The 25,295-nt window shown below is 65.1% G+C and carries 24 protein-coding genes; 16 read left to right on the plus strand and 8 right to left on the minus strand.

Going from position 1 to position 25,295, the window contains the following annotated elements:
- The first annotated feature begins 1 nt into the window (after window position 1).
- From WFK36_RS01405 to WFK36_RS01445, 9 genes are all read left to right on the plus strand, one after another.
- Window positions 2-1,081: an MCE family protein gene (locus WFK36_RS01405; protein ID WP_336789040.1), complete on the plus strand. Its 1,080-nt coding sequence runs from the start codon at window positions 2-4 to the stop codon at window positions 1,079-1,081.
- The gene (locus WFK36_RS01410; protein WP_008377546.1) at window positions 1,078-2,322 is read left to right on the plus strand and encodes an MCE family protein; all 1,245 of its coding nucleotides are present in this window, start codon (window positions 1,078-1,080) and stop codon (window positions 2,320-2,322) included. The genes WFK36_RS01405 and WFK36_RS01410 overlap by 4 nt, the downstream gene beginning before the upstream one ends.
- Complete coding sequence (locus WFK36_RS01415) at window positions 2,322-3,656, plus strand: MCE family protein (protein ID WP_336789043.1); 1,335 nt, start codon at window positions 2,322-2,324, stop codon at window positions 3,654-3,656. Before WFK36_RS01410 ends, WFK36_RS01415 begins: the two co-directional genes overlap by 1 nt.
- The gene (locus WFK36_RS01420; protein ID WP_336789045.1) at window positions 3,653-4,894 is read left to right on the plus strand and encodes an MlaD family protein; all 1,242 of its coding nucleotides are present in this window, start codon (window positions 3,653-3,655) and stop codon (window positions 4,892-4,894) included. The genes WFK36_RS01415 and WFK36_RS01420 overlap by 4 nt, the downstream gene beginning before the upstream one ends.
- Window positions 4,895-4,974: 80 nt before the next feature.
- Window positions 4,975-5,811 (plus strand): hypothetical protein, encoded by an 837-nt coding sequence (locus tag WFK36_RS01425; RefSeq protein ID WP_336789047.1) that lies wholly within the window; start codon window positions 4,975-4,977, stop codon window positions 5,809-5,811.
- Window positions 5,811-6,560, plus strand: coding sequence for a hypothetical protein (locus tag WFK36_RS01430; RefSeq protein WP_336789049.1), 750 nt, complete (start codon window positions 5,811-5,813; stop codon window positions 6,558-6,560). The genes WFK36_RS01425 and WFK36_RS01430 overlap by 1 nt, the downstream gene beginning before the upstream one ends.
- 344 nt (window positions 6,561-6,904) lie before the next feature.
- Window positions 6,905-10,405, plus strand: coding sequence for a DNA-directed RNA polymerase subunit beta (gene rpoB / locus WFK36_RS01435; RefSeq protein ID WP_008377551.1), 3,501 nt, complete (start codon window positions 6,905-6,907; stop codon window positions 10,403-10,405).
- A gap of 60 nt (window positions 10,406-10,465) precedes the next feature.
- Window positions 10,466-14,422 (plus strand): DNA-directed RNA polymerase subunit beta', encoded by a 3,957-nt coding sequence (locus WFK36_RS01440; protein WP_336789051.1) that lies wholly within the window; start codon window positions 10,466-10,468, stop codon window positions 14,420-14,422.
- Window positions 14,423-14,738: 316 nt separating this feature from the next.
- Window positions 14,739-14,960 carry a hypothetical protein gene (locus tag WFK36_RS01445; protein ID WP_336789053.1) on the plus strand — a complete coding sequence of 74 codons (222 nt, stop codon included), beginning with the start codon at window positions 14,739-14,741 and terminating at the stop codon, window positions 14,958-14,960.
- Window positions 14,961-15,051: 91 nt separating this feature from the next.
- On the opposite strand, the gene WFK36_RS01450 is transcribed toward WFK36_RS01445, so the two are convergent.
- Entirely contained in the window at window positions 15,052-15,498 is a 447-nt protein-coding gene (locus tag WFK36_RS01450) for an SRPBCC domain-containing protein (protein ID WP_336789055.1), read from the minus strand.
- A 59-nt stretch (window positions 15,499-15,557) separates the two neighbouring features.
- Window positions 15,558-16,685 (minus strand): DNA polymerase IV, encoded by a 1,128-nt coding sequence (locus WFK36_RS01455; RefSeq protein WP_336789057.1) that lies wholly within the window; start codon window positions 16,683-16,685, stop codon window positions 15,558-15,560.
- Between the two features lie 92 nt (window positions 16,686-16,777).
- On the opposite strand from WFK36_RS01455, the gene WFK36_RS01460 reads away from it, so the two are divergent.
- Both WFK36_RS01460 and WFK36_RS01465 read left to right on the plus strand, forming a co-directional pair.
- Window positions 16,778-17,779 (plus strand): alpha/beta hydrolase, encoded by a 1,002-nt coding sequence (locus WFK36_RS01460; RefSeq protein WP_336789059.1) that lies wholly within the window; start codon window positions 16,778-16,780, stop codon window positions 17,777-17,779.
- Window positions 17,780-17,862: 83 nt separating this feature from the next.
- On the plus strand, window positions 17,863-18,285 hold the full coding sequence (locus tag WFK36_RS01465; protein WP_336789061.1) for a DUF1801 domain-containing protein: 423 nt from the start codon (window positions 17,863-17,865) through the stop codon (window positions 18,283-18,285).
- Window positions 18,286-18,348: 63 nt separating this feature from the next.
- On the opposite strand, the gene WFK36_RS01470 is transcribed toward WFK36_RS01465, so the two are convergent.
- The 4 genes from WFK36_RS01470 to WFK36_RS01485 all read right to left on the minus strand — a co-directional run bounded on the left by WFK36_RS01470 (window position 18,349) and on the right by WFK36_RS01485 (window position 20,442).
- Window positions 18,349-19,137: an ankyrin repeat domain-containing protein gene (locus tag WFK36_RS01470; protein ID WP_336789063.1), complete on the minus strand. Its 789-nt coding sequence runs from the start codon at window positions 19,135-19,137 to the stop codon at window positions 18,349-18,351.
- Window positions 19,137-19,622 carry a cytidine/deoxycytidylate deaminase family protein gene (locus tag WFK36_RS01475; RefSeq protein WP_336789065.1) on the minus strand — a complete coding sequence of 162 codons (486 nt, stop codon included), beginning with the start codon at window positions 19,620-19,622 and terminating at the stop codon, window positions 19,137-19,139. The genes WFK36_RS01470 and WFK36_RS01475 overlap by 1 nt, the downstream gene beginning before the upstream one ends.
- A gap of 74 nt (window positions 19,623-19,696) precedes the next feature.
- Window positions 19,697-20,179: a SixA phosphatase family protein gene (locus tag WFK36_RS01480; protein WP_008381650.1), complete on the minus strand. Its 483-nt coding sequence runs from the start codon at window positions 20,177-20,179 to the stop codon at window positions 19,697-19,699.
- A complete protein-coding gene (locus WFK36_RS01485) occupies window positions 20,176-20,442 on the minus strand; it encodes a hypothetical protein (protein WP_336789068.1) in 267 nt (88 codons plus the stop codon). Before WFK36_RS01485 ends, WFK36_RS01480 begins: the two co-directional genes overlap by 4 nt.
- A 166-nt stretch (window positions 20,443-20,608) precedes the next feature.
- Here WFK36_RS01485 and WFK36_RS01490 point away from each other — a divergent pair, with 166 nt between their 5' ends.
- Together WFK36_RS01490 and WFK36_RS01495 are read left to right on the plus strand one after the other, a co-directional pair.
- Complete coding sequence (locus tag WFK36_RS01490; RefSeq protein ID WP_040520764.1) at window positions 20,609-21,127, plus strand: OsmC family protein; 519 nt, start codon at window positions 20,609-20,611, stop codon at window positions 21,125-21,127.
- A 72-nt stretch (window positions 21,128-21,199) separates the two neighbouring features.
- On the plus strand, window positions 21,200-22,051 hold the full coding sequence (locus WFK36_RS01495) for a DMT family transporter (RefSeq protein WP_336789071.1): 852 nt from the start codon (window positions 21,200-21,202) through the stop codon (window positions 22,049-22,051).
- A 9-nt stretch (window positions 22,052-22,060) separates the two neighbouring features.
- On the opposite strand, the gene WFK36_RS01500 is transcribed toward WFK36_RS01495, so the two are convergent.
- Together WFK36_RS01500 and WFK36_RS01505 are read right to left on the minus strand one after the other, a co-directional pair.
- On the minus strand, window positions 22,061-22,513 hold the full coding sequence (locus WFK36_RS01500; RefSeq protein WP_008381657.1) for a flavodoxin domain-containing protein: 453 nt from the start codon (window positions 22,511-22,513) through the stop codon (window positions 22,061-22,063).
- Window positions 22,514-22,619: 106 nt separating this feature from the next.
- Window positions 22,620-23,138, minus strand: coding sequence for a DUF4333 domain-containing protein (locus WFK36_RS01505; RefSeq protein ID WP_336789074.1), 519 nt, complete (start codon window positions 23,136-23,138; stop codon window positions 22,620-22,622).
- A 157-nt stretch (window positions 23,139-23,295) separates the two neighbouring features.
- Here WFK36_RS01505 and WFK36_RS01510 point away from each other — a divergent pair, with 157 nt between their 5' ends.
- The 3 genes from WFK36_RS01510 (at window position 23,296) to WFK36_RS01520 (ending at window position 25,277) form a co-directional block, all read left to right on the plus strand.
- Complete coding sequence (locus WFK36_RS01510; RefSeq protein WP_008381659.1) at window positions 23,296-23,685, plus strand: SHOCT domain-containing protein; 390 nt, start codon at window positions 23,296-23,298, stop codon at window positions 23,683-23,685.
- 180 nt (window positions 23,686-23,865) lie between these two features.
- Window positions 23,866-24,726: a DUF3558 family protein gene (locus WFK36_RS01515; RefSeq protein WP_336790916.1), complete on the plus strand. Its 861-nt coding sequence runs from the start codon at window positions 23,866-23,868 to the stop codon at window positions 24,724-24,726.
- Window positions 24,723-25,277 carry a DUF3558 domain-containing protein gene (locus tag WFK36_RS01520; RefSeq protein ID WP_336789076.1) on the plus strand — a complete coding sequence of 185 codons (555 nt, stop codon included), beginning with the start codon at window positions 24,723-24,725 and terminating at the stop codon, window positions 25,275-25,277. The genes WFK36_RS01515 and WFK36_RS01520 overlap by 4 nt, the downstream gene beginning before the upstream one ends.
- Window positions 25,278-25,295: the final 18 nt, after the last annotated feature.

The raw sequence follows: 25,295 nt of genomic DNA on the forward strand, positions 1-25,295 counted from the left end.
CATGACGACACAGCCGAACACACCCGACGCCTCCGACCAGGAGGCCCCGGCGCCGCAGAAGAGCAGGCGGTTCGCCGGCCGTCGCAGTGCAACGGGCATCGGCGGCCTCGGTCTGCTGATTCTGATCATGATCTCGGTGTCGTCCTTCTACCTGAAGGACCTCCCGCTCCTCGGTGCGGGCGCACAGTACACGGCAGCGTTCTCCGAAGCCGCCGGCCTCAAGCCCGGCAATGAGGTCCGCGTCGCGGGTGTCAAGGTCGGCGAGGTCACCGGAGTGGAGCTCAACGGGAACAAGGTCGACGTCCACTTCCGCGCGAACAACACGTGGATCGGCGATCAGACCCAGGCTTCCATCCAGATCAAGACCGTCCTCGGTCAGAAGTACCTGGCTTTGAACCCCCGTGGCAGCAAGCTCGCAGACCCGGATGTCACGTTCACCGACACGGTCGCTCCGTACGACGTCATCGAGGCGTTCGGCGATGCGGCGGATCAGATCGAGAACGTCAACACCGACAATGTGGCGAAGAGCCTCCGGACGCTCGCGAACGCCTTCTCCGGGACATCGGGCGACATCGGCCCGTCGCTCGAGGGGATCTCGCGGCTCTCGAACACCATCGCCAGTCGAGACCAGGAGGTGCAGCGACTGCTGCGCGCGACAAAGGATTCGTCGAAGATCCTGGCCGATCGCAACGAAGAGTTCACCCGCCTCATCGCGGGCGCCGGCACGCTGCTGGAAGAACTCAACAACCGTCAGCGGAACATCTCCGCTCTGCTGGCGAGCACCACGACCCTCAGTCGTGCGCTGACGGGAATCGTTCGTGACAACGAAGCTCAGATCGGACCGGCCTTGGCCTCCCTCGAGGGAGTCACGGACATGCTGACCCGCCAGAATCAGAACGTGCGCGACACGATCACGTACATGGCGCCCTTCTACCGCCTGTACGCGAACGTGCTCGGCAACGGTCGCTGGTTCGAGTCCGCGGTCACCAACCTGCTGCCGCCCGCACTGCCGCAGCAGAACACCACTCGTCCGCCCAATATGCAGAAGAACCTCAACAACGGCGGAACGGGGGGCCGATGACCACGGCAGACAACGAGTCCGGGGTGTTCAACAAGCGGAACATCGTCTTCGGCGCACTCGGCACCATCCTCGTGCTGATCCTGGGCACAGCAGGCTGGTGGGCCTCGACGCTGGTCGGCACCACCACCGTGCACGCCACGTTCAGCAGCGCAGTCGGCATCTACGAGGGAAGCAACGTGCGTGTCCTCGGAGTCGACGTCGGCAAAGTCACCAAGGTGACACCGAACGGCGACGTCGTCGACGTCGACATGCGGGTGAACCGCGGCGTTCAACTGCCGAAGGACGTCGGCGCGGTTCAGATCATCCCGTCCATCGTCGCCGACCGCTACATTCAGTTGACGCCGGCGTTCGACGGTGGTGCAGAGGCGGACAGCGAGATTCGTCTGGGCACTGACAAGACGCGAGTGCCTGTCGAGATCGATGCGATCTACAAGAACCTTCAGAAGTTGTCTGTCTCGCTCGGGCCGGACGGTGCCAACAAGAACGGCGCAGTCACGGACTTCGTGTCGACTGCGGCCAAGAACCTCGACGGCAACGGCGCCAAGCTCGGCGAGGCGATCACGAATCTGTCGAAGGCCGCGACCACGCTGTCCGACGGTCGAGGCGACTTGTCGTCGACGATCTCGAACCTGAACGTCTTCGTCGGCGCCCTGCGCGAGAACGACTCTCAGGTGCGGCAGTTCAACACACAGATGGCGTCGTTCAACCAGTTCATGGCCGGCGAGCGCAATCAGCTCGGAAAGGCGTTGGACACGCTGTCGTACGCACTCGGCGACGTCGCCACGTTCATCTCGGACAACAACGACCGACTCGGAAAGGCGATCCGCGGCCTTCAGCCGACAGGCCAGGCACTGCTGGACAACAAGGATCACCTGCTGGAGATCTTCACTGTTCTGCCGGTCACCATCTCCAACCTGATCAACGCGTACGACGCGGAGTCGGGAACCCTGGCGATGCGACTGAACCTCACGGACCTGCAGGATCCGCTCGCAGCGCAGTGTCGCTTCCTCGACCTGAAGAATCTGATGCCGGGCAATCCGCTGGCGATCGACTTCAGCAAGAAGATGGCTCCGCTGATCAACGGCTGTAAGGATCTGTCGAAGCAGATCACCAGCGGTGTGCTCGAACCGATGCTGCCGATCCTTCCGTTCGGCATCCTCAGCGCGAAGAAGCAGCAGCAGAATCCGGCCCCCGGCACGAACTCGGGCAACCCGGATCCGCGACTCCCCGGAGGCAAGTGATGAAGGTGACGCTGAGTAAGCGTTCGCGCGCCGCAGCCGTCGGAGCCGTCATGGCGGTTGTCGTCTCGGTGACGTCCGCGTGTGCAGGCATCCAGTCGGTGCCGCTTCCCGGCGGCGTCGACGTGGGCGACAACCCGCGTGAGTACCGAATCCAGTTCGCGAACATTCTCGACCTGGTTCCTCAGTCGATGGTCAAGATGGACGGCATCCCGGTCGGTCAGGTGACCAAGATCGAGGTGCCCGAGGACTCGTGGGAGGCCGTGGTCACCGTCAAGGTGAAGAACTCGGTGGACCTCTCGGACAAGTCGCATGCGGCCATCCAGCAGACGAACCTCCTCGGTGAGAAGTTCGTCTCGCTGTCCGAGCCGGACGGCGTGACGTCGTCGACTCCGCGTCAGCCGGAGTCGCAGATGATCAAGTCGGATAACGGGCGTACACGCACGACAACGGATATCGAGCAACTGCTCGGCGCTCTGTCGATGCTCCTCAACGGTGGCGGCATCAATCAGCTTGAGCCGATCGTGACCTCGATCAACGAGTCGATCGGATCGGATCCGAGCCGATTCGCTTCGTTGCTTCGCCAGACGGAGACCTTGATCACCGGTCTGAACGCGCAGCGCGACGACATCGTCCGAGCGATCGACGGCGTCAGCAGGCTCTCGGAGCGTGCCAACAACCAGACGACGCAGATCGAACGAATCCTCGATGAGTTGCCCGCCGGTGTGCAGGTGCTCGAGGAGCAGCGCCCGCAGTTCGTCGACCTGCTGACGAAGCTCGATGACCTCGGCAAGGTCGGCACGGACATCCTGGGCAAGGCGCACGACGAGATCATCAACGACCTCAAGGCGCTTCGCCCGATCCTGACCGAGCTGTCGAAGTCGGCCCAGGACGCGATCACGGCCGTTCCGCTGATGCTGACGCACCCGTTCCCGGACGACCTCCTGCCTGCGGTCCAGGGCAATGCGACGAACCTGTTCATGACACTCGACCTGCGACTGCTGAATCAGTTGGAAGCGCTCGGCGTCGGTCAGGGCACCCCGAAGTACAGCCCGCCGAAGGTCAATCCGCCGAAGGTGGACCCGAACAACCCGTACATCAACGGCAACGGCCCGCGTTGGGGTTGGCCCACGATCTCGCTGCTGCCGCCGGATCTCAACTCCAAGCGCGGACCGAACACTCCGCCGTCCGGGGGTACTTACCCGGCTAGCGCGAACGGCGTGAAGAAGCCGACGTCGAAGAAGAAGAAGCGGACGTCGAACCAGTACGCGACGCTGCCGTCGCAGACGGACTTCATGGCCGGAACCATCGCACTCGTGGAGGGTGACGACGCATGATCAGCCGTCTCGTCAAGATCCAGTTGATCGTGTTCGCCGTTGTCGGCGTCCTCGCGATCGTCTATGTCGGCGGCAAGTACGCGCGACTGGACAAACTCGCCGGATTGTCGACCTACCACGTGACTCTGCCGATGGAGGACGCCGGAGGCATCTTCCCGAACGCAGAGGTCACGTACCGCGGTGTGCCCGTCGGACTCGTCGGCGACATGCAGATGACCAACGACGGTGTCGAGGTCACGCTCAACATGAACTCGAGCGCAGCCGATGTGCCCGCGTCCGCGAAGGCTGTCGTCACGAACCGTTCCGCGATCGGTGAGCAGTTCATCGACCTGCAGCCGACGTCTGCGGACGGTCCCGTCCTCAAGGACGGTGACACGATCAAGGAGTACGCGCTGCCGCCGAAGCTGCAGAACGTCATCTCCGACGCGATCAGCCTCACGAAGACCGTCCCCGTGGACGATCTCAAGACCGTCGTGACCGAACTCGGCAAGGCGTTCAATGGCCAGGGTGAGAATCTGACCCGTCTTGTCGACTCCCTCGACAAACTGTCTCAGAGTGGCGTCGAGAACTTGGACGACACGATCTCGCTGATCAAGAACTCGAACGTGGTCCTCGGCACGCAGGCCGAGCAGTCGGACGAGATCCTGACCTGGTCGCGCAACCTCGAGCTGGTGACCGCGACGCTGGCCGGATCCGATCCGGCGATCCGCCGCATCTTGTCGAACGGTCCGCGCGCTGCGTCGTCGCTCTCGCACTTCATCCAGAGCAACGGCGACGACGCGAGCAAGCTGATCCACCAGTTGGGCGCGACTGTCCACTACACGGAGCCCGCGGCGTTCACCACTGGAATCACGTTCGCATTGCTGTCGGCGCTCGCCGCAGGCAGTCATTCGCCCGCTCCGGGCGACGGCCAGATCCACTTCGGCATCGTCCTGGAGACCGAGAACCCGCCGAGCTGCCTTGTCGGTTACGAGGGCACCGACGCGATCATCGCGGAGATGAAGAAGCGGAACCCCGACTTCGACATCAACTACGACGATTTCCCGATGAACACCAAGGCGACGTGTGACGTCCCGGTGGGAAACCCGACTGGTGTTCGCAGCGCGAACCGTGCGGCGCTCGCCAACCCGGACTTCCCGCAGCCGTGGGACAACAAGCCGAAGAAGGATCCCGACAAGTTGAACCTGAACCCGCTGGCCACCCAGCTGGCCGGGCTCATGGGAGTGCATGCCAAGTAGTTCGCGAAGCGGCTCGCCGACAGTCATCACAGGCGTCGGCGGGCCGTTCTCGTTGCTGCGGAAAGGTACAGTGGCGCACGATGAAATCTGACGAGAACAACGGGACCGACCCCGACGACGTCGGCGCTGACGACTCTGTCGACGAACCGACGATGAGTCCGACGAAGTCCGACGCCGACACGGAAGTCGTTGACACGAGTGCCGCCGACGAGGTGACTCTCGCCAAGACCGATCCGGTCGGCGGCGGCGAAGACTCCGACGACGATGTGTCCGACAGCGAGTCCGACACGCCCACGGAGTCGAAGGCGAAGTCGGCCGGCGGAGGGTCGACGTCCGACGGGTCGAGCAGGCACTGGTTGGCCTCGCTCGCGCTCGCGGGCGCATCGGCTGCGCTCGTGGTGGCAGTCGTCTGCCTCGCCTACTTCGGCTACACGGGCATTCGCGCTTACGCTGTCGACTCTGCGCGGGATCAGGCCAGGATCGGTGCGGTCGACGGTGCCGAACAAGCGGTCCTCAACACGTTCACCGTCGACCCCGCGCACATGGACGCATGGCAGAAGCGCCTGTCGTCGTCCTTGACAGGGAACGCCCTGAAGCAGGCTGTCGACCAGTCGGCCCAGGAGCTCATCCAGCAGGTCGAGGACGCGAAGAACAAGGCCAACTCGATCAAGGTGCGGATCATCACGAGCGCCGCGACCGAGGTGAACGCGGACGAGGGTACAGCGAAGGTGTTCGTCCTGTCGGAGGCGACTGCGTCGAGTGCCCCGCAGCAGCCGACAGGACTGTCGTATCTGATGACGATGGTGAAGGAAGACGGGGTGTGGAAGGCCTCCGACATCGTCCCGTTGTCGGAGATCGCCTACTCCGATTCGGACTCGACACCTGTGCCCGGCCCCAGCCAGGAAGGTGGAAACTGATGGCTGCCGAACGTTCCAACAAGTCGCGTCGAACGCCGCGTGTCGCGGGTCGAAGCACTGCGCGTGTCGAGATCTCGTCGGATGCCACTGCTCGCCGGGACGCGAGCGTTGAACCAGCGGCCGCTGTAGAGGCGACGACCGCCATCTCGGGTGTCGAGCGAAAGCGGCGACGAGCGGACGAAGTACGCAGCGCGTCCGAGCGGGCGAAAGCCGCCGCTGACGTGGAGCCGGGAGTGAACGATACGGCGGGTACCTACCGTCTAGCGGCGATCATCGCGGCGGTAGCCGTCGTGATCGGCGTGATCGCGACCATTCTTGCGTTCCATCCGGGCGCAGAGCTCAGCGACAACCGGGCTTTCGTCGCGCAAGGTGAGAGCGACCGGGTTCTGGCCGCCGCCCGAGACGGAGCGTGTGCGCCCTTCCAGTTCGACTACCGGAAGATGGACAAGTGGGTGTCCGAAGCGGAGACTCAGCTGACGGGCGCTGCGCTCGACGCCTTCCGTCAGTATCTGCCCACGTCGAAGAAGCTCGCCGCTCAGACTCAGGCGAGTTCCGATTGTCGGGTGGACGTGATGGGCCTTGCCGAGCTCGACAATCACAATGCCGTTGTAGTGGCGAAGTTGATCGTGAGCACCACAAAGGGCGGCGCCATCGACCAGTCGGTGATGCCGCACGTGCGATTTGCGCTGGTTCGGGACCCCGATCACGGACACGATGATTGGCAGATCAGCGAGATTCAGAACTACTGATCGGCACGCGGACGCGCGGATCACACCGGGTTTTTCCCAGATGAATCCGCGCGTTCGCTTGACGGGACACCCCTGCACGGTCCACTCTGTGACCATCCGAATGCACGCAGGTGGCAGCCCGCTGGAATTCGGTCCCTTTCCGGGTTGACAAGCCCTGGACATCTTCTGATACAGTTGGACGTTGCGCTGGCTGCCTCCTGTCTGCTGTTCGTTGATCCGCCGATCACCATGGTGATCGTCCTGGTCACACGTTCTTTCTTCAGGTTGTTTCGCCACGCACGTGGCCCCACGGCCAATGGCTACTACGCCACGCACCGAGAAACTTCGTGTTGGAAGGACGCATCTTGGCTCTCGACCGCCAGTCCACCTCAACCACAGCGGGTATCATCCCGGGCGCACCGCACCGCGCCTCATTCGCCAAGATCGACGAGCCTCTGGAGGTTCCGGGTCTGCTGGACGTCCAGCTCGACTCGTTCGATTGGCTCGTCGGTACGCCTGAATGGCGCGCCAAGGCGATCGCCCGCGGGGAAGAGAACCCGGTCGGCGGACTCGAGGAAGTCCTCCGCGAACTCTCGCCCATCGAGGACTTCTCGTCCTCGATGTCGCTGTCCTTCTCTGATCCGCACTTCGACGAGGTCAAGGCCTCGGTCGACGAGTGCAAAGACAAGGACATGACCTACGCGGCGCCGCTCTTCGTCACCGCTGAGTTCATCAACAACAACACGGGCGAGATCAAGTCGCAGACCGTCTTCATGGGCGACTTCCCGATCATGACCGACAAGGGCAGCTTCGTCATCAACGGCACCGAGCGTGTCGTGGTCAGCCAGCTGGTCCGCAGCCCCGGCGTGTACTTCGACGCCAGCATCGACAAGGCCACCGAGAAGACCCTTCACTCCGTGAAGGTCATCCCGGGCCGTGGCGCCTGGCTCGAGTTCGACGTCGACAAGCGCGACACCGTGGGTGTCCGCATCGACCGCAAGCGCCGCCAGCCCGTCACCGTGCTGCTGCAGGCCCTGGGCATGACGCGTGAGGAGATCACCGAGCGCTTCGGCTTCTCCGAGATCCTCATGTCGACGCTCGAGAAGGACTCCACGTCCAACCAGGACGAAGCGCTTCTCGAGGTGTACCGCAAGCTGCGCCCGGGCGAGCCGCCGACCAAGGAGTCCGCGGAGAGCCTGCTGGAGAACCTGTTCTTCCGCGAGAAGCGCTACGACCTCGCACGCGTCGGCCGTTACAAGATCAACAAGAAGCTCGGCCTCACCGCGAACCCGATGTTCGGCGAGTCGGTCCTGACCCGCGAAGACATCATCGCGACGGTCGAGTACCTGGTGCGCCTGCACGAGGCCGATCCGAACCACATCTCGAACATGACCGTCCCCGGCGGCGTCGAGGTTCCCGTCGAGGTCGACGACATCGACCACTTCGGCAACCGTCGTCTCCGCACGGTCGGCGAGCTGATCCAGAACCAGATCCGCGTGGGCCTGTCGCGTATGGAGCGTGTTGTGCGTGAGCGCATGACCACCCAGGACGCCGAGGCGATCACCCCGCAGACCCTGATCAACATCCGCCCCGTCGTGGCGGCGATCAAGGAGTTCTTCGGAACCAGCCAGCTGTCGCAGTTCATGGACCAGAACAACCCGCTGTCGGGTCTGACGCACAAGCGTCGCCTGTCGGCACTGGGCCCCGGCGGTCTGTCGCGTGAGCGCGCAGGCCTCGAAGTCCGAGACGTCCACCCGTCGCACTACGGCCGCATGTGCCCGATCGAGACCCCGGAAGGCCCGAACATCGGCCTGATCGGTTCGCTGTCGGTGTACGCCCGCGTGAACCCGTTCGGTTTCATCGAGACGCCGTACCGCAAGGTCGTCGACGGTGTCGTCACCGACGAGATCGCCTACATGACCGCTGACGAAGAGGATCGTTACCTCATCGGTCAGGCGAACACGAACTACGACGCCGACGGTCGCATCACCGACGAGCGTGTTCTCGTTCGCCTCAAGGGCGCCGAGGTCGAGTTCGTGCCGGCCGGTTCGGTCGAGCTGCTCGACGTCTCGCCTCGTCAGATGGTCTCCGTCGCAACCGCGATGATTCCGTTCCTCGAGCACGACGACGCGAACCGTGCCCTGATGGGCGCCAACATGCAGCGTCAGGCGGTGCCGCTGGTTCGCAGCGAGTCGCCGCTGGTCGGCACCGGCATGGAACTCCGTGCCGCCGTCGACGCAGGCGATGTCATCGTCACCGGCAAGACCGGTGTGGTGGAGGAGGTCTCGGCCGACTTCATCACCGTGATGGCCGACGACGGCACGCGTGACAGCTTCCGTCTGCGCAAGTTCGAGCGTTCGAACCACGGCACCTGCGCCAACCAGGTCCCGATCGTGGACGAAGGCCAGCGTGTCGAGGCCGGCCAGGTCCTCGCCGACGGTCCCTGCACCGATCAGGGCGAGATGGCGCTCGGCAAGAACCTGCTCGTGGCGATCATGCCGTGGGAGGGCCACAACTACGAGGACGCGATCATCCTGTCGCAGCGCCTCGTGGAAGAGGACACTCTCACCTCGATCCACATCGAGGAGCATGAGATCGACGCCCGCGACACCAAGCTCGGTGCCGAGGAGATCACTCGTGACATCCCGAACGTCTCCGACGAGGTCCTCGCCGACCTGGACGAGCGTGGCATCGTGCGCATCGGCGCCGAGGTCCGCGACGGCGACGTGCTGGTCGGCAAGGTCACGCCGAAGGGCGAGACCGAGCTGACCCCGGAGGAGCGTCTGCTCCGCGCGATCTTCGGTGAGAAGGCCCGCGAGGTCCGCGACACGTCCCTCAAGGTGCCCCACGGTGAGACCGGCAAGGTCATCGGCGTCCGCGTCTTCAGCCGCGACGACGACGACGATCTGGCGCCCGGCGTCAACGAGCTCGTTCGTGTCTACGTCGCGCAGAAGCGCAAGATCCAGGACGGCGACAAGCTCGCAGGCCGCCACGGCAACAAGGGCGTCATCGGCAAGATCCTCCCCCAGGAGGACATGCCGTTCCTGCCCGACGGCACGCCTGTCGACATCATCCTGAACACCCACGGTGTTCCGCGTCGTATGAACATCGGCCAGATCCTGGAGACGCACCTCGGGTGGGTCGCAAAGGCCGGCTGGAACATCGACACGGCGCAGCTGGAGGAGGAGTGGGCCAAGCGCCTGCCCGCCGACATGCTCTCGGCCGAGCCGAACACGAACACCGCGACCCCGGTGTTCGACGGCGCCAAGGACGACGAGCTGGCAGGTCTGCTCGGCTCGACGCTCCCGAACCGCGACGGCGACGTCATGGTCGGCCCCGACGGCAAGGCGACGCTGTTCGACGGTCGTTCCGGCGAGCCGTTCCCGTACCCCGTGTCGGTCGGCTACATGTACATCATCAAGCTGCACCACCTGGTCGACGACAAGATCCACGCTCGTTCGACCGGTCCGTACTCGATGATCACGCAGCAGCCGCTCGGTGGTAAGGCGCAGTTCGGTGGACAGCGCTTCGGTGAGATGGAGTGCTGGGCGATGCAGGCGTACGGCGCCGCATACACCCTGCAGGAACTGCTGACCATCAAGTCGGACGACGTCGTCGGCCGCGTGAAGGTCTACGAGGCGATCGTCAAGGGCGAGAACATCCCGGAGCCGGGCATCCCCGAGTCGTTCAAGGTGCTCCTCAAGGAGCTCCAGTCGCTGTGCCTGAACGTGGAGGTGCTGTCGTCGGACGGCGCCGCCATCGAGATGGCCGACTCGGACGACGAGGATCTCGAGCGCGCTGCTGCCAACCTCGGCATCAACCTGTCGCGCAACGAGAACGCCACTGTCGACGATCTCGCCAACTGACCCTCACCACTTACGACGGGGTTCACCCCGGTGAACCCAGAGAGCTCTGAAAGGTAACACGTGCTCGACGTCAACTTTTTCGACGAACTGAAGATCGGTCTGGCCACGGCCGACGACATCCACAACTGGTCGTACGGTGAGGTCAAGAAGCCGGAGACCATCAACTACCGCACCCTGAAGCCCGAGAAGGACGGACTCTTCTGCGAGAAGATCTTCGGCCCCACCCGGGACTGGGAGTGCTACTGCGGCAAGTACAAGCGCGTCCGCTTCAAGGGCATCATCTGTGAACGCTGCGGCGTCGAGGTGACCAAGGCCAAGGTGCGCCGTGAGCGCATGGGCCACATCGAGCTGGCCGCTCCGGTCACGCACATCTGGTACTTCAAGGGTGTGCCGAGCCGTCTCGGCTACCTGCTCGACCTCGCGCCGAAGGATCTCGAGAAGATCATCTACTTCGCCGCGTACGTCATCACCTCGGTGGACGACGAACTGCGTCACGCAGAACTGTCGACTCGCGAGGCCGAGATCGGCGTCGAGCGCAAGGCCATCATGGACGACCTCGAGGTGGCACTGGCCGAGCGCCAGAGCAAGCTCGAAGCCGACCTGGCCGAGCTGGAGGCCGAGGGCGCCAAGGCCGACGCCAAGCGCAAGGTCCGCGACGCGGGCGAGCGTGAGCTCAAGCGCATGCGCGACCACGCGAACCGCGAGGTCGAGGCACTCGACGAGATCTGGGACAAGTTCGTCAAGCTGTCGCCCGGCGAGCTGATCGTCGACGAGCGTCTGTACCGCGAGCTCGAAGACCGCTTCGGCGAGTACTTCGCAGGCTCGATGGGCGCCGAGGCCATCAAGAAGCTGCTCGAGACGTTCGACATCGACGCAGAGGCAGAGTCGCTGCGCGAGACGATCCGTTCGGGCAAGGGCCAGAAGAAGCTGCGCGCGCTCAAGCGACTGAAGGTCGTCGCAGCGTTCCAGCGTTCGGGCAACTCGCCGCAGGCGATGGTCCTCGAGGCCGTTCCGGTGATCCCGCCGGAGCTGCGTCCGATGGTCCAGCTCGACGGTGGCCGCTTCGCCACGTCCGACCTGAACGACCTGTACCGCCGCGTGATCAACCGCAACAACCGCCTCAAGCGCCTCATCGATCTCGGTGCACCCGAGATCATCGTGAACAACGAGAAGCGCATGCTGCAGGAGTCGGTCGACGCACTGTTCGACAACGGTCGTCGCGGCCGCCCGGTCACCGGACCGGGCAATCGTCCGCTGAAGTCCCTGAGCGACCTGCTCAAGGGCAAGCAGGGTCGTTTCCGTCAGAACCTCCTCGGCAAGCGTGTCGACTACTCGGGCCGTTCGGTCATCGTCGTCGGCCCGCAGCTCAAGCTGCACCAGTGCGGTCTGCCGAAGCTGATGGCACTCGAACTGTTCAAGCCGTTCGTGATGAAGCGTCTCGTCGACCTGAACCAGGCGCAGAACATCAAGTCGGCCAAGCGCATGGTGGAGCGTCAGCGCCCCGCCGTGTGGGACGTCCTCGAAGAGGTCATCGCCGAGCATCCCGTGCTGCTGAACCGTGCTCCCACGCTGCACCGTCTGGGCATTCAGGCGTTCGAGCCGCAGCTCGTGGAGGGCAAGGCCATCCAGCTGCACCCGCTCGTCTGTGAGGCGTTCAACGCCGACTTCGACGGTGACCAGATGGCCGTGCACCTCCCGCTGTCCGCGGAGGCGCAGGCCGAGGCACGCATCCTGATGCTGTCGTCGAACAACATCCTGTCGCCTGCGTCGGGCCGTCCGCTCGCCATGCCGCGTCTGGACATGGTGACCGGCCTGTACTACCTGACCACCCAGAAGCCGGGCCAGGTCGGCGAGTACACCGAGGGTTCGGCGGACGACGTCGAGCGCGGTGTGTACTCCAGCCCGGCCGAGGCGATCATGGCAGTCGACCGCGGTGCGCTGAGCATCCAGGCGACGATCAAGATCCGCCTGACCGATCAGCGTCCGTCCGCGGACGTCGAGGCGGAGCTGTTCCCCGAGGGCTGGCGTCGCGGAAGTGCGTGGGAGACCACCACCACCCTGGGTCGCGTGCTGTTCAACGAACTGCTCCCGCACGACTACCCGTTCATCGACGAGCAGATGCCGAAGAAGCGTCAGGCCGTGATCATCAACGATCTCGCCGAGCGCTACCCGATGATCGTCGTCGCACAGACCGTCGACAAGATGAAGGACGTCGGCTTCTACTGGGCGACCCGTTCGGGCGTGACCGTCTCGATGTCGGACGTCCTCGTGCCGCCGGCCAAGGCCGAGATCCTCGAGCGTTACGAGGAGCGTGCCGACGGCCTGGAGCGCAAGTTCCAGCGCGGTGGTCTGACCTCCGACGAGCGTCGTGACGCTCTGGTCGAGATCTGGAAGCAGGCGACTGAAGAGGTCGGTAAGGCACTCGAGGACTACTACCCCGAGGACAACCCGATCACGATGATCCCGAAGTCGGGCGCAACGGGCAACATGACCCAGGTGCGTAACCTCTCGGGCATGAAGGGCCTGGTGACGAACCCGAAGGGTGAGTTCATCCCGCGTCCGATCAAGTCGTCGTTCCGTGAGGGTCTGACCGTCGCCGAGTACTTCATCAACACGCACGGTGCTCGTAAGGGTCTGGCCGACACGGCTCTGCGTACCGCAGACTCGGGCTACCTGACCCGTCGTCTCGTCGACGTGTCGCAGGACGTCATCGTCCGTGAGACCGACTGTGGCACCGAGCGCGGCATCCTGGTCCCGCTGGCTGAGAAGTCGGCCGACGGCTCGATCATCCGCGACGCCCACGTCGAGACCTCGGCGTACGCTCGTACGCTCGCGGTCGACGCGCTGGACGCTGCAGGCAACGTCGTCATCGAGAAGGGCCACGACCTGGGCGACCCGGCGATCGAGGCACTCCTCGCCGCAGGCGTCACCGAGGTGAAGGTCCGTTCGGTCCTCACCTGTGCCACCGGCACCGGCGTGTGTGCTCACTGCTACGGCCGTTCGATGGCCACCGGCAAGCTCGTCGACATCGGCGAGGCCGTCGGCATCATCGCGGCTCAGTCGATCGGTGAGCCCGGCACGCAGCTGACGATGCGCACCTTCCACCAGGGTGGCGTCGGTGACGACATCACCGGTGGTCTTCCGCGCGTCACCGAGCTGTTCGAGGCCCGCGTCCCCAAGGGCAAGGCTCCGATCGCCGAGGTGTCCGGCCGCGTCAACATCGAGGACGACGATCGTTTCTACAAGATCACCATCGTTCCCGACGACGGCAGCGACGAGGTCGTCTACGACAAGATCTCGAAGCGTCAGCGCATGCGCGTCTTCAAGCACGAGGACGGCACCGAGCGTCTGCTCGCCCACGGCGATCACGTCGAGGTCGGCCAGCAGCTCATGGAGGGCGCCGCCGATCCGCACGAGGTTCTGCGTGTGATGGGTCCCCGTCAGGTGCAGATCCACCTCGTCAACGAGGTCCAGGAGGTGTACCGGAGCCAGGGTGTGTCGATCCACGACAAGCACGTCGAGACGATCGTCCGCCAGATGCTGCGTCGCGTGACGATCATCGACTCCGGCGCCACCGAGTTCCTGCCCGGTTCGCTCACCGAGCGCGCCGAGTTCGAGGCCGCCAACCGCGGTGTCGTCGCCGAGGGCGGCGAGCCCGCATCGGGTCGCCCCGTCCTCATGGGCATCACGAAGGCGTCGCTCGCGACGGACTCGTGGCTGTCGGCGGCGTCGTTCCAGGAGACCACTCGCGTGCTCACCGATGCGGCCATCAACAGCCGCAGCGACAAGCTCGTGGGCCTCAAGGAGAACGTGATCATCGGTAAGCTGATCCCGGCCGGCACCGGCATCGACCGGTACCGGAACATCCAGGTTCAGCCGACCGAGGAAGCTCGTGCCGCCGCGTACGCGCTGCCTACGTACGACGACACCTACTACAGCCCGGACAGCCCCTTCGGCGCTCCGAGCGGTGCCGCCGTTCCGCTGGACGACTACGGCTTCGGCAGCGACTTCCGCTGACCTGAGTTCACGAAGAACCCCCGCCCGATTCGTCGGACGGGGGTTCTTTCGTCTCGGCAGTCGGCTCTGGCACATATTTGTGCATGCAACCTTGGAGTCGGCAAATCTGTGCCAGCCGGAATCCGACGTTGGGTAACAGAATCGACAGACCGGACGACGTTGGTGCGTTCGACCCGATCGGGATGCTCAGTGACTACTTCAAGTCGGTGACTATCGTCGACGACCTCAAGGGCGTCGGTGACATCGTCGGTGCGGTGACCGCGAAACCGAAGGTCGACGAGCCCGCCACCGGCGTGAGACGGATACGGAGACGCCTGTGGTCGACGGTTCCACCGACGCGACCGACGACTCTGAGGCGCCGGAAGCAGAGGTTACGACGATGGTGGCCGGCGCAGACGAGTCCGGCGCCGACGACACGACGGTCACTGAGCCGTCGAGACCGTCTGAGGAACCCGTCGAGCAACCCGCTGCGGAGCCTTCTGCCGACGTGGGGGCTCCTGAGCCGGGCTCCGAGGTCGACGCTGCTTCAGCGAGCTGATCGCACGTCGCCTGTCACGACATCGGACCCCTGCTTCGCGAGAGGCAGAGGTCCGATGTCGTTCTACGGTCTGGGAGGATGCAGCCCGCTGTCAGCCCCGCGCGAGGGCTTCGGCGCGCGGACCGATCGCCGCGGTGACCGCAGCGAACTTCTCGATGAGTTCCTTGCCGAACATGAGCTTGACCAAACCGGAGACCGGGCCGGTGATCTCGAAGTGCGAGTCGTAGCGGCTGCGCCCGTCGCCCAGGTCGACGACGGTGTGCCGGCGCAGGCTGCGCACTGTGCCCAGTGGTGCGGGCTTCATCGAGTAGGCGAACGTCGATCCCGGTGTGACGTCGACGATGTACTCCCGCTTGTGCTTCAAACCACCGGGGCCCAGCTCGAACCGCATGTCGATGGGTGCGCCCGGGACCAGCGTCGACGAGCACTCCACTTGGAACGGATTCCACTCGCCGTACGCGTCGAAGTCGGTGAGGACCCGCCACACCACATCGGCGGGAGCATTGATGGTGAGGGAACTGTCGGTGACCAATGGCATGAGGGCATTCTAGAACAGGTTCTAGATCGAGGTGCCTGTCTGCTCGATGATCGGGAGAGTCACGGGTCGAGGAGCTCGAGACGGACGGCGAGCAGGCGGACCGGGCGATCCGGTCCGAGCGGTTCCTGATCGTGAAACGCGTCGAGCAGTCCCCGAGCGACGGCCACGATCTCGTCGAACGACGTCGTCGGCTCGGGGAGCTTGCGCATCTTGGTGCGGGTGTAGAAGGTGGACGTCCGGACGGTCAGGCCGACGCGGAACGGCGTGCGACCTTCGGTGATCGACTGGTTGAGGACGTCGCGCGTGAGGTCCACGACGGCGTCGTGAAGATCGCCGAGGTCCGTGAGATCGCTCGGATAGGTACGAGACTTGGAATGGGACTTCGCGATCCACGGCGATGTCGCGATCGAATCGTCGCCTCCACCACGGCAGAGGACGTACAACCAGTTCCCCTGACTGGGGCCGAAGATCGACACGAGGTCGTCTCGGTCTACCGTGACGAGCTGATCCACGGTGTCCACTCCACGCTCGGCGAGTTTCGACGCCGTCTTCGGCCCCACACTCCACAGGTCTCGGCACGGGCGTGGGCCCATGAGCGTCGGCCAATTGGCGTCGTCCAACGTGAACACTCGTCGATCCGGGGTCGCCTCGGGGTCGCGTACCGAGGCCTTGGCGAACCCCGCTGCCATCTTGGCTCGCTGTTTGTTGTCGGAGACTCCGAGGCAGCAGTTGATCCCCGTCTGCTCGAGCACTGCTCCCCGGATTCGGTGTGCGAGCTCGACGACGTCTGAGTCGTCGAGGGTCGGTTCGCGATCGAGTGGGTCGACGCCGATGTAGCCCTCGTCCCAACCCCACACCTCGAGAGGATGGCCGAAGCTGCGGATCACGTCCATGACCTGTGATGACACCGCTTCGTAGTGCGGCATGTCGAGGGGGAGGAACACAGCGTCGGGACACTTGCGTCGGGCAGCGGGCAGCGGGAGTCCGGCTCGCGCACCCAGGGCACGTGCTTCATAGGACGCGCACGTCACGACCTGCCGAGGTCGCGACGGATCTCCGTCGCCACCGACGATCACGGGCACACCGACGAGGGCGGGCCGGCGCAGGCGCTCCACCGACACCTGGAACTGGTCGAGGTCGATGTGGAGCAGACGCCTGAAGCGAGTCGTCGATGGTTGCTCGGCCACCCCTCAACTGTACGGCGGCAGGGGAGCATCGATCGGGCAACGGGCTGGTCACGACCATTGCGGGCCGTCTATGTCCGGTTACGGTGGAGTTCATGTCCTGGAATCCAACAGTCAGTGCTACGAAGAGGCTGTCGAGGCGTTGGCGCGTTCTGACTGCTGTGACAGCGGCGCTGGTCGGGCTCGGCCTGGCTCCGTCGCTTCCGGCGGCCGATGCCGCGAGAATCGTCGGCGTCACGCACCTGAATCCCACGACCGATCTCGTGTCGGTGTACTCGCCGTCGATGCGTCGAGTGGTCCGCAACCACGTTCTGCATCCAGCCGGAAGCCCCGCCGGGCTGCCCTCCTTCTACATGCTGCCGGGTGCGGGCGGTGCGGAGGACGGGATCTCATGGTTCAACAACGGTGGTGCTCCGCGCTTCTTCGCGGGAAAGCGGGTGAACGTGATCCTGCCGATCGGCGGTCGATTCTCGATGTGGACCGACTGGAACACACCCGATCCCGTCCTCGGGCGCAACAAGTGGGAGACATACATCAACGACGAACTCCCGTCGGCGATCGACAAGGCGTACCGCACCAACGGAGCGAACGCATTGTCCGGGGTGTCGATGTCCGCCGGTCCCGCACTCGACATCGTCACTCACGCACCATGGCGCTACCGCGCGGTGGCGGCGTACTCGGGCTGTCCCGGGACGACGAGCCCCCTCGCACAGGTCGCGAACACGGCGATCGTCACGCGCGGCGGCGGCAACGTCGCCAACATGTGGGGGCCGCCGGGCAGCTCGGAGTGGTTCCGCCACGATCCCGTCGTCAACGCATCCAAGCTCCGCGGCAAGGCGATCTACCTGTCCGCCGGATCCGGCGTGCCCGGGCCCGTCGACGGCAATCCGCTGATCAACGGCAGCGGTCTCGTCGGCGGAAACGTCATGGAGGCGATCGCGCTGAGCTGCACCACGACGATGGCGAACCGGCTCGCCTCTCTCGGTATCCCTCGCACGTTCGTCCACCGCCCCGACGGCGTCCACACCTGGGGTCTGTTCCACGCCGACCTCGTCAACTCCTGGCCGCTGATCGCTCGCGCGCTGGGTGTCCGCTGACATCGGAGATCAGCCAGAGAACCGCCGCGGGTGCGTGAAGTGGTCGTTGCCTGAGGATGGGAGTCTGCGGATACAGTGCGGGCGTGGGCAACGAACCGAAGACGAGACCGACTGATGCGAGTGTCGACGCGTTTCTCGACGCTGTGACCCCCGTCCGCAGACGTACGGACGGGCTTGCCCTTGCCGAGATCTTCGCGGAAGTGACAGGTGTCGCGCCGGTCATGTGGGGCCCGTCGATGATCGGGTACGGCAGCTATCGCTACGTCTCGCCTGCTAACCCGCGGACACGAGGCGACTGGCCGAAGGTGGCCTTCTCTCCTCGCAAGGCGAGCCTGTCGCTCTACGGGCTCAAGGATCTGCCCGACGGCGCCGCCTTGCTTCCGGAACTCGGTGTCTTCACCGAAGGCGCAGGTTGTGTGTACGTGAAGAAGCTCGATGACATCGACCTGGCGGTGCTTCGCAGGCTCATCGCCATTGCGTGGTCGAGGTCGGACGACCCGGTGTAGACGCTTCGACTCGCTTCGCGGGTCCTGAGCGAAGGCGCTCAACGAGCAGGAGTGGCGCGCCGACTACCGCTTCGGGCGGGGACGGTCGAATTCGGCGACGACCGCGGTCTGGCCGCGATCGACCGCATGCTGCCGTGGCGTCACACCGTCGAAATCCCCGATCGACGGATCTGCTCCGGCGTCGAGGAGCTGCCGGACCGCATCGACGTGGGCGGCGTCGCCGTCGCCGAGGACCACGGCCTCCAACAGAGCGGTCCACCCCGACTTGTTGACGACGTCGAGCGGGACCCCTGCATTGATCAGGATCGAGATCGCCGAGGTGTGCGCGTGCTCGGCGGCCGGGATCAACGCCGTTCCCCCGTACCGGTTGAGGCTGGTCACGTCGGCCCCGTGCCGGAGTGTCCCGTGCAGGATCGTGTCGAAGCCCTCTGCCCCCGCGTACAAGAATGCGGAGTCCTGGAGGTCGTCCTTGGCGTTCGGGTCGGCCCCCGCGTCGAGCAGCGCGAGTGCACTCGCCGCGTCCTGGTTCTTGGTCGCGGCGACGAGCGGCGTCCGCCCCTCTGCGCCTCGCGACTCGAGGTCCGCGCCGTCGGCGATGGCCCTGCGCACCTCGGCCACGTCGCCGCTCGACGCAGCGACATGCAGTCGCGCAGTCGCCGCGGGGTTGACGCGCGTGGACGTGCGAGGCGCAGCGTTCGATGTCGGAGTGCTCGACGACGCGGAGACAGAGGGAACAGTCGCGGTCGCGGAATCGGATGTCGTCTCGTCCGATCCGGCGCACCCGGCCAGAGCGGTCACGGCGACCGCTGCTGCCGCAGCGACTGACAATCGCGCGGAGCGCGGCGGGGTCATCACAGGGTTGCTCCCGCCGCACGCGCGTGCAGTGCACGCAGGCTGTCGGCGAGTTCGAGGGCTGGGCCGGCGACCTCGACGCCCGGTGCGACGTCGGTGATCGACAGCGGCGCTACCGGCGACGCCGGCAGGTTCCACTCGGCGCGCCAGGCGGTGAGCTGTGCAGTGCTTCCCGCATACACGATCCGGCCGAGACCGACCCAAGCGTGCGCGGCGGCGCACATCGCGCAGTGCTCGCCTGAGGTGTAGGTGACCGATGCGGCACGCTGCTCCGGTGTCATGTTCGCCACGGCCCACTCGACCAGGGTCAGCTCGGGGTGCCTCGTGGAGTCGCCTCCCGACACCCGATTTCGGTCCTCGAACACGACATCCCCGTCGGCGCTCACGAGTAGGGATCCGAAAGCCTCGTCGCCGGCTTCGACAGCTTCTTCAGCCAGGTCGACGCAGCGTCGGAGATACGAGAGATCTGCGGAAGTCAGAGCCATGCCGGGGAGTCTATCGACCGAGCCTGAGTGGATTCAGCACGTTGTGACGGGGGAGCGCACCCGGTCCGACCCGGCTATCGGGGGATGCGAAGGGAGGTCAGGGATGCGTCGGGGTCGACGTCCAGGCCGATGCGATCCCACTCGACGCCGACCTTCACGACGGCATACGCCGACGTGGGGAACTCGTCGATCGAGCCCGCCGGATCGAGGGTCAACGCGGTGTCCGGCATGCCAGGGAAATGCCCGACGACGAGCAGGGTCGAGGCATCGTGCGGTGCATACACCCGGATCGTCTCGAACAACTCGTCCGGAGTGCACCCGTAGATGGCGGAGACGTACTCGGTCGGTGCGTCGATGTCGGTCCGCTCGAGGGTCTGCCGGGTGCGTTCAGCAGTCGAGCAGAGCACGGCGTCGACGGTGAGGCCGTCATCACGAATCCAGTCGCCCGCAAGCGCCGCCTGGCGGCGACCCCGGTTGTTGAGCGGGCGTTCGTGATCCGGTACACCGAGCGGGTAGTCGCTCTTTCCGTGCCGAAGCAGGACCAGCGTCCGACTCATGCCGCGCCCGCAGTGCGGTGCGGCAAGGGATCGGCGGCCATGGTCCGCAGGATCTGGGCCGTCGCACGCCAGGCGGCACTCTCCTGCGAGTAGAAGCCGTGGGCGTCGAGGTCGCCCTCGGCGGCGTCATCGGCCAGTTCGGCCAACTCGAGGTGCTCGTCGTAGCACTGGGTGATCAACCCCTGCAGCCGGTCGCCACGGCAGGCGTCGGCGATGTCGGCGGTGCTCAGCGTCATCAGACGTTCCAGATCGTCGTGGTACATGACCTCACGGTAGAACCGACCTCCGACATTTTCGGCCAGGCGCGGCCGAGTCGGTCGTACGACGGACCGCGCGTTGAAATCATCGTGGGCGCATCCGTACCCGGCCCGACCTTCCGGACCTACGGTCGACGACATGACCACTACAGAGATCCGCCCCACGCACAGCATCCCGGCGACCGGCACCAAGCTCAACACGATCGCGGCGCAGACGGCGAACGCCGTCGCAGCCAACTCGGCCAACGCAGTCGCCGTGTTCGCGGCGTCGGCGACGGCCGGAGACGGGGTGTCGAGCGACGTCGGGATCCGCTCGTTCAGCATCTCCGTCGACGAGCCGCCGGTGCTCGGTGGCGGTGACACCGCGCCGAATCCCGTGGAGTTCTACCTCGCGTCGTTGCTGTCCTGCCAGGTCGTGACGTACCGATTCTGGGCGGAACGTCTCGGCGTCGAACTCAGCTCGCTCACACTGCATGCCGAAGGCGATCTGGACGTACGAGGCTTCTTCGGACTCGACGACGACGTTCGACCGGGATTCACACAGGTGCGCGTGACCGTCGACGTCGCGGGCCCCGACGCCCCCGAACGGTACCGGGAGCTGCAGGACGTCGTCGACAAGCATTGCCCCGTCCTTGATCTCACTCAGCGCAGCACACCGGTTGCCACGGAATTGCGAATCGCCAGTGCCTGATTCGGTGACCCGCGTCGCTGTGATCCGGTTGCACGGCGCGAGCGGGGACCGCTGACCGATACGCTTGAGGGGATGCATACTTGGGCCCCCGCGCTGTTGGCGATCGCCGCGGCACTGCTGATCGCCGGAGGCACCGTGCTGAGGCAGCGGTCCTCGGCGTCGAGCGGCGCGATCACCCGCGGCTGGTGGATGGGCGCGGGGATCGCGCTGGCAGGCTTCGGTCTGCAGGCCAGCGCACTCGGTCTCGGGTCGATCCTGCTGGTCCAACCGCTCGTCGTGCTCGCCGTGCTTTTCGCGCTTCCGCTGGAGGCATGGGCCGACCACCGACATCCGCATGCCAACGAGTGGATGTGGGGTGCGGTGCTCGTGTCCTGCGTTGTGGCGTTTCTCGTCATCGCCCGGCCAGTCGCCACGGACCGTCGCCCTCAGGTGGTGATCATGGGCATCACGATCGGCGCGATCATCGCGGGCCTCATCGCCTTGGTCGCAGTCGCTGAGCGCAGCTGCAACAGGCACCACCGGGCGCTTTACTACGGACTGGCCTCCGGGGCGCTGTTCGGAGTGTCGGCGGTGCTGATCAAAGCGGTGACGTTCCGGATCATCGACGATCCGCTGTCGGTGTTCACCAAGTACGAGGTGTACCTGCTTGTCCCGGTGATCGTCCTCGCCGTGGTCGCTCAACAACGCGGATTCGGTTCCGGCGACCTGCAGACGTCCTTCCCGGCGATGAACGTGATGGAACCGGCCGTCGCGATGATCCTGGGCGTTGTGCTGCTCGGGGAGAACATCACCGTCGGCGTGCCCGCCACGATCGCGCTCGGTCTGATCCTCGCCCTGTCGGTGGTGGCTGTCGTGAAACTGGCCAAGCATGCAGCAATCCGCGGTGACCAACGTGTGTCGGTCACCGCGGATTCGATGGTGTGAGAGGGCCGATCAGCCCGCGTCGATGACGGCCTTCAGGTTCTCGGCCCAGGCCTCGGCGGCCTTCGCGGGCTTCTCCGCGCTCGACGCGTCATGTCGGTAGTGCTCGCCGACCTCGACAGCGCCGAGTGCGACCAACTTCTCGGCCATGATCTCGCCACCCCGGTTGAACGTGTCGTCGTACACGGTGTCGCCGAGGCCGAACACCGAGAAGCGCATCCCGGCGAGATCAGGCTTGTCTTCATCGAGCTCGTCGGCGAACGGGAGCGCGCTCGACGGCAGTTCGCCTTCGCCGTACGTCGAGCAGACGACGACGAGGAAGTCTGCGGGATCGAGATCCTCCGCCGAGTACTCGGCCATGTCGTAGATCGCCGGATCGTGGTCGGCGGCCAGTACGTCAGCGATCGCGTCGGCGACGAGTTCGCCGGTACCGGTCTCGGTGCCGTAGAGGATGACAGCTGCCATGGTCGGGATCTCCTGGAGTTGGTGGGGAACGACGCAGAATACGGTAGCGTAACCAACCCTCTCGGTCGAATCCCCGACCTGGGACTTTAGCCCCGGGCTGTGGGCGTCAGTTGAGCTTCCAGTGGTCGTTCTCGGGCTTGTCGGTCACGAAGTAGGTGACGCGCCCGGTCTGGCCGGTGTCGTCGGTCGCTTCGCAGTCGAACTGGGAGTTCGTGGGTTGCGCCTTCACTCCGGTGCCGCACTCAACAGTCACCGGGCCGACCTTCTCGCTCACGGACGACGTCAGTTCCTTCGACATGATCGGCAGCGAGACGAGACGGTCCAACGTGACGTATTTGACGTCTCCCGAGTCGCTGGTGACGGTGACCTCGACGCGAACGTCGGCATCGGACACCTTCGCGATGCACTGGAATGTGGAGTCGACGGCTGGGTCGTCCCCGGGGTCGTCACACGTGATCGAGTCGACTTTCTGGCCGAAAGTCGTGTACTGCGCGTCCAGCGTCTTGGTGATCTCGCTCTTCAGTTTGTCCTGGTCGATAGTCGATCCTCCGACGGACACGCTGCACGAGACGATGAATGGCGCGGCGACCAGCGCCGACAGGGCGAGAGCTCGCATCTTGTTCATACGTCGACGGTAGAAGTCTCGGCACGCAGCCGGGCTGCTATCCGCGAAAGCATCACCTGATCGAACGACGCCCTCACTTCCGGTCCGAGCCGAGTGACGCGGTGCCGCTTTTCAGAGGCTAAGCTGAGATTCCCTATAAATGGAAAGGTGCACGGAAGTGGACTGGAGTTCGTTCTGGGGTGTGCTGTGGTACACCATCTTGGTTTTTGCATTCGTCGCTTACCTGATCGTTCTGTTCCAGGTTCTGACCGACCTGTTCCGCGACCACACGCTGAGTGCCGGCTACAAGGTCCTGTGGATCATCGGCCTGGTCGTCCTGCCGTACCTGACGGCGTTCGTGTACGTGATCGCACGCGGCAAGGGGATGACCGAGCGCAGCCGTGCGACGGCCGTCGCCGTCGACCGCGCGAATCAGGAGTACATCCGCAACGCCGCAGGCAAGGCGTCGCCTGCCGAGCAGATCGCGACTGCGAAGTCGCTGCTCGATGCGGGCGTCGTCTCGCAGGAGGAGTACGAGTCGCTCAAGGCGAAGGCTCTCGCGTCCTGATCTGAGAATCTTCTCGCACGAACGGCGATTCCCGCACTGCGGGGATCGCCGTTCTGCATTAGCCGGGCGCGTCGTTCAACCACATGTCGCGCAACGTCCGACAGGCGGCGGGGGCGGCTAGTCTTGACCCATCGACTCACATACCTGGGCTCGTGGGAGGGGACGGCATTGGCGACGTGAATCGACAGCTGGATATGGGCGATCCGGCTGACGAAGACTCGTTCGGCCGCAGGTGCGGCGTGCCGCGCAGGCCATGTGCGTTTGAACGGTGCAACTGCTAAGCCGTCGGCGCAGGTTGCCATCGGCGACCGCGTGACGTATCGCGCAGGAGGGCGCGAACGGATCGTCGAGGTGACCGGCCTGATCAGTAAGAGGGTCTCCGCGCCTCTCGCAGCCGAGAACTACATCGATCACAGCCCGCCGCCGCCCCCGAAGGAAGTGATCGCGGCCGTTCCGCGTCGTGACGCGGGCGCAGGCAGGCCGACCAAGCGGGAACGCCGTCAACTCGATCAGTTCCGCACGGGGACGTTGCTCGCCGTCGTAGCCGCGGTCTGCGCACTGGTGTTGAGCGCCTGCAGCAGCGACTCGTCGTCCAGTGCCGAGAGCACTCCGGAGCCGAAGACCGGAACCGGGCCCGATTTCGACCGCTGCGGCGGCCTGACAACGGAAGACGTCGTCCGGCTGACCACGGTGCAAGGCTTGAAACTCCATGTGGAGAACCCGTCGACCTGCGAATGGCGGATCGACTCGACGCGCAATCCGACGGTTTCGTTCAACTGGTACCGAGGATCGCCGATCGGCCGTGAACGCGGTACCGAGCAGTTGTCGCGTGACCTGACCCAGGACATCACGATCGCGGGGCAGTCCGGGTTCATCGCGCACTCGGGCAGTATCTGCGAGATCGGGATCGGCTGGGAAGCCGACTTCATCGAGATATCCTTCGCCGGTCCGTCGGCGAACGGCCAGTCCATCCTGCCGTCGGACAAGGTGTGCGAGGGGACCAAGGCGCTCGCCACCTTTGTCGTGAAGGGGGCGCAATGACAAGCACACTGCGGCGGGCGACCGCAGCCGCGGCGCTGGCGATCGCGACAGTTCTCGGGGCGGCCTCGTGCACGGTCGAGGGAACGCCGGTCCGGCCCGGTCGTGACGTCGGAACCGACACCGGTCGTGTCGACACCGACAAGTTCGAGAGGCTCCTCGAAGAATGCGACATCCTGTCCGCGGTGCAGATCGGGAAAGCAGTCGGAGGAGGCACTGCGCAACCAGGCTTCTACGGCGCCAACTGCCGGTGGCTGGTCGCGTCGAAGAGCGGCGTCGTGAACGTGATGTTCAACTGGTTCGAGTGGGGCTCCTTCGCTCAGGAGAAGGACACTGCAAAACGGCTCGACTTCACCACCGAGAACATCCAGGTCCGAAGCACCGCCGCATTCACCGCTCGCGATCCGAAACGTCCGGGCGTCTGTGGAGTGACGGCGAAGGCTCCGAGCAGCGGCATCTACACCTGGTGGGTTGAGCCCGAAGGCGCGCCGTCCGGCGACGCCTGTGCTGCCCCGATCAAGCTGATGGAACTCATCCTCAGCGGTGCGTACTGACCTTTCGACTCGCAAGCT

Origin of the sequence: Gordonia malaquae (assembly GCF_037148075.1) — a bacterium.
GTDB lineage: Bacteria > Actinomycetota > Actinomycetes > Mycobacteriales > Mycobacteriaceae > Gordonia > Gordonia malaquae.

Excerpts from the sequence above, each read along its gene's own strand:
- WFK36_RS01410 (WP_008377546.1), top strand. The coding sequence starts at position 1,078 with ATGACCACGGCAGACAACGAGTCCGGGGTGTTCAACAAGCGGAACATC.
- WFK36_RS01425 (WP_336789047.1), top strand. The coding sequence starts at position 4,975 with ATGAAATCTGACGAGAACAACGGGACCGACCCCGACGACGTCGGCGCT.
- WFK36_RS01485 (WP_336789068.1), bottom strand. The coding sequence starts at position 20,442 with ATGTACCACGACGATCTGGAACGTCTGATGACGCTGAGCACCGCCGAC.
- WFK36_RS01520 (WP_336789076.1), top strand. The coding sequence starts at position 24,723 with ATGACAAGCACACTGCGGCGGGCGACCGCAGCCGCGGCGCTGGCGATC.
- WFK36_RS01420 (WP_336789045.1), top strand. The coding sequence starts at position 3,653 with ATGATCAGCCGTCTCGTCAAGATCCAGTTGATCGTGTTCGCCGTTGTC.
- WFK36_RS01505 (WP_336789074.1), bottom strand. The coding sequence starts at position 23,138 with ATGAACAAGATGCGAGCTCTCGCCCTGTCGGCGCTGGTCGCCGCGCCA.
- WFK36_RS01500 (WP_008381657.1), bottom strand. The coding sequence starts at position 22,513 with ATGGCAGCTGTCATCCTCTACGGCACCGAGACCGGTACCGGCGAACTC.
- WFK36_RS01415 (WP_336789043.1), top strand. The coding sequence starts at position 2,322 with ATGAAGGTGACGCTGAGTAAGCGTTCGCGCGCCGCAGCCGTCGGAGCC.
- WFK36_RS01450 (WP_336789055.1), bottom strand. The coding sequence starts at position 15,498 with ATGCCATTGGTCACCGACAGTTCCCTCACCATCAATGCTCCCGCCGAT.
- WFK36_RS01460 (WP_336789059.1), top strand. The coding sequence starts at position 16,778 with ATGTCCTGGAATCCAACAGTCAGTGCTACGAAGAGGCTGTCGAGGCGT.
- WFK36_RS01405 (WP_336789040.1), top strand. The coding sequence starts at position 2 with ATGACGACACAGCCGAACACACCCGACGCCTCCGACCAGGAGGCCCCG.
- WFK36_RS01430 (WP_336789049.1), top strand. The coding sequence starts at position 5,811 with ATGGCTGCCGAACGTTCCAACAAGTCGCGTCGAACGCCGCGTGTCGCG.
- WFK36_RS01475 (WP_336789065.1), bottom strand. The coding sequence starts at position 19,622 with ATGGCTCTGACTTCCGCAGATCTCTCGTATCTCCGACGCTGCGTCGAC.
- WFK36_RS01480 (WP_008381650.1), bottom strand. The coding sequence starts at position 20,179 with ATGAGTCGGACGCTGGTCCTGCTTCGGCACGGAAAGAGCGACTACCCG.
- WFK36_RS01495 (WP_336789071.1), top strand. The coding sequence starts at position 21,200 with ATGCATACTTGGGCCCCCGCGCTGTTGGCGATCGCCGCGGCACTGCTG.
- WFK36_RS01470 (WP_336789063.1), bottom strand. The coding sequence starts at position 19,137 with ATGACCCCGCCGCGCTCCGCGCGATTGTCAGTCGCTGCGGCAGCAGCG.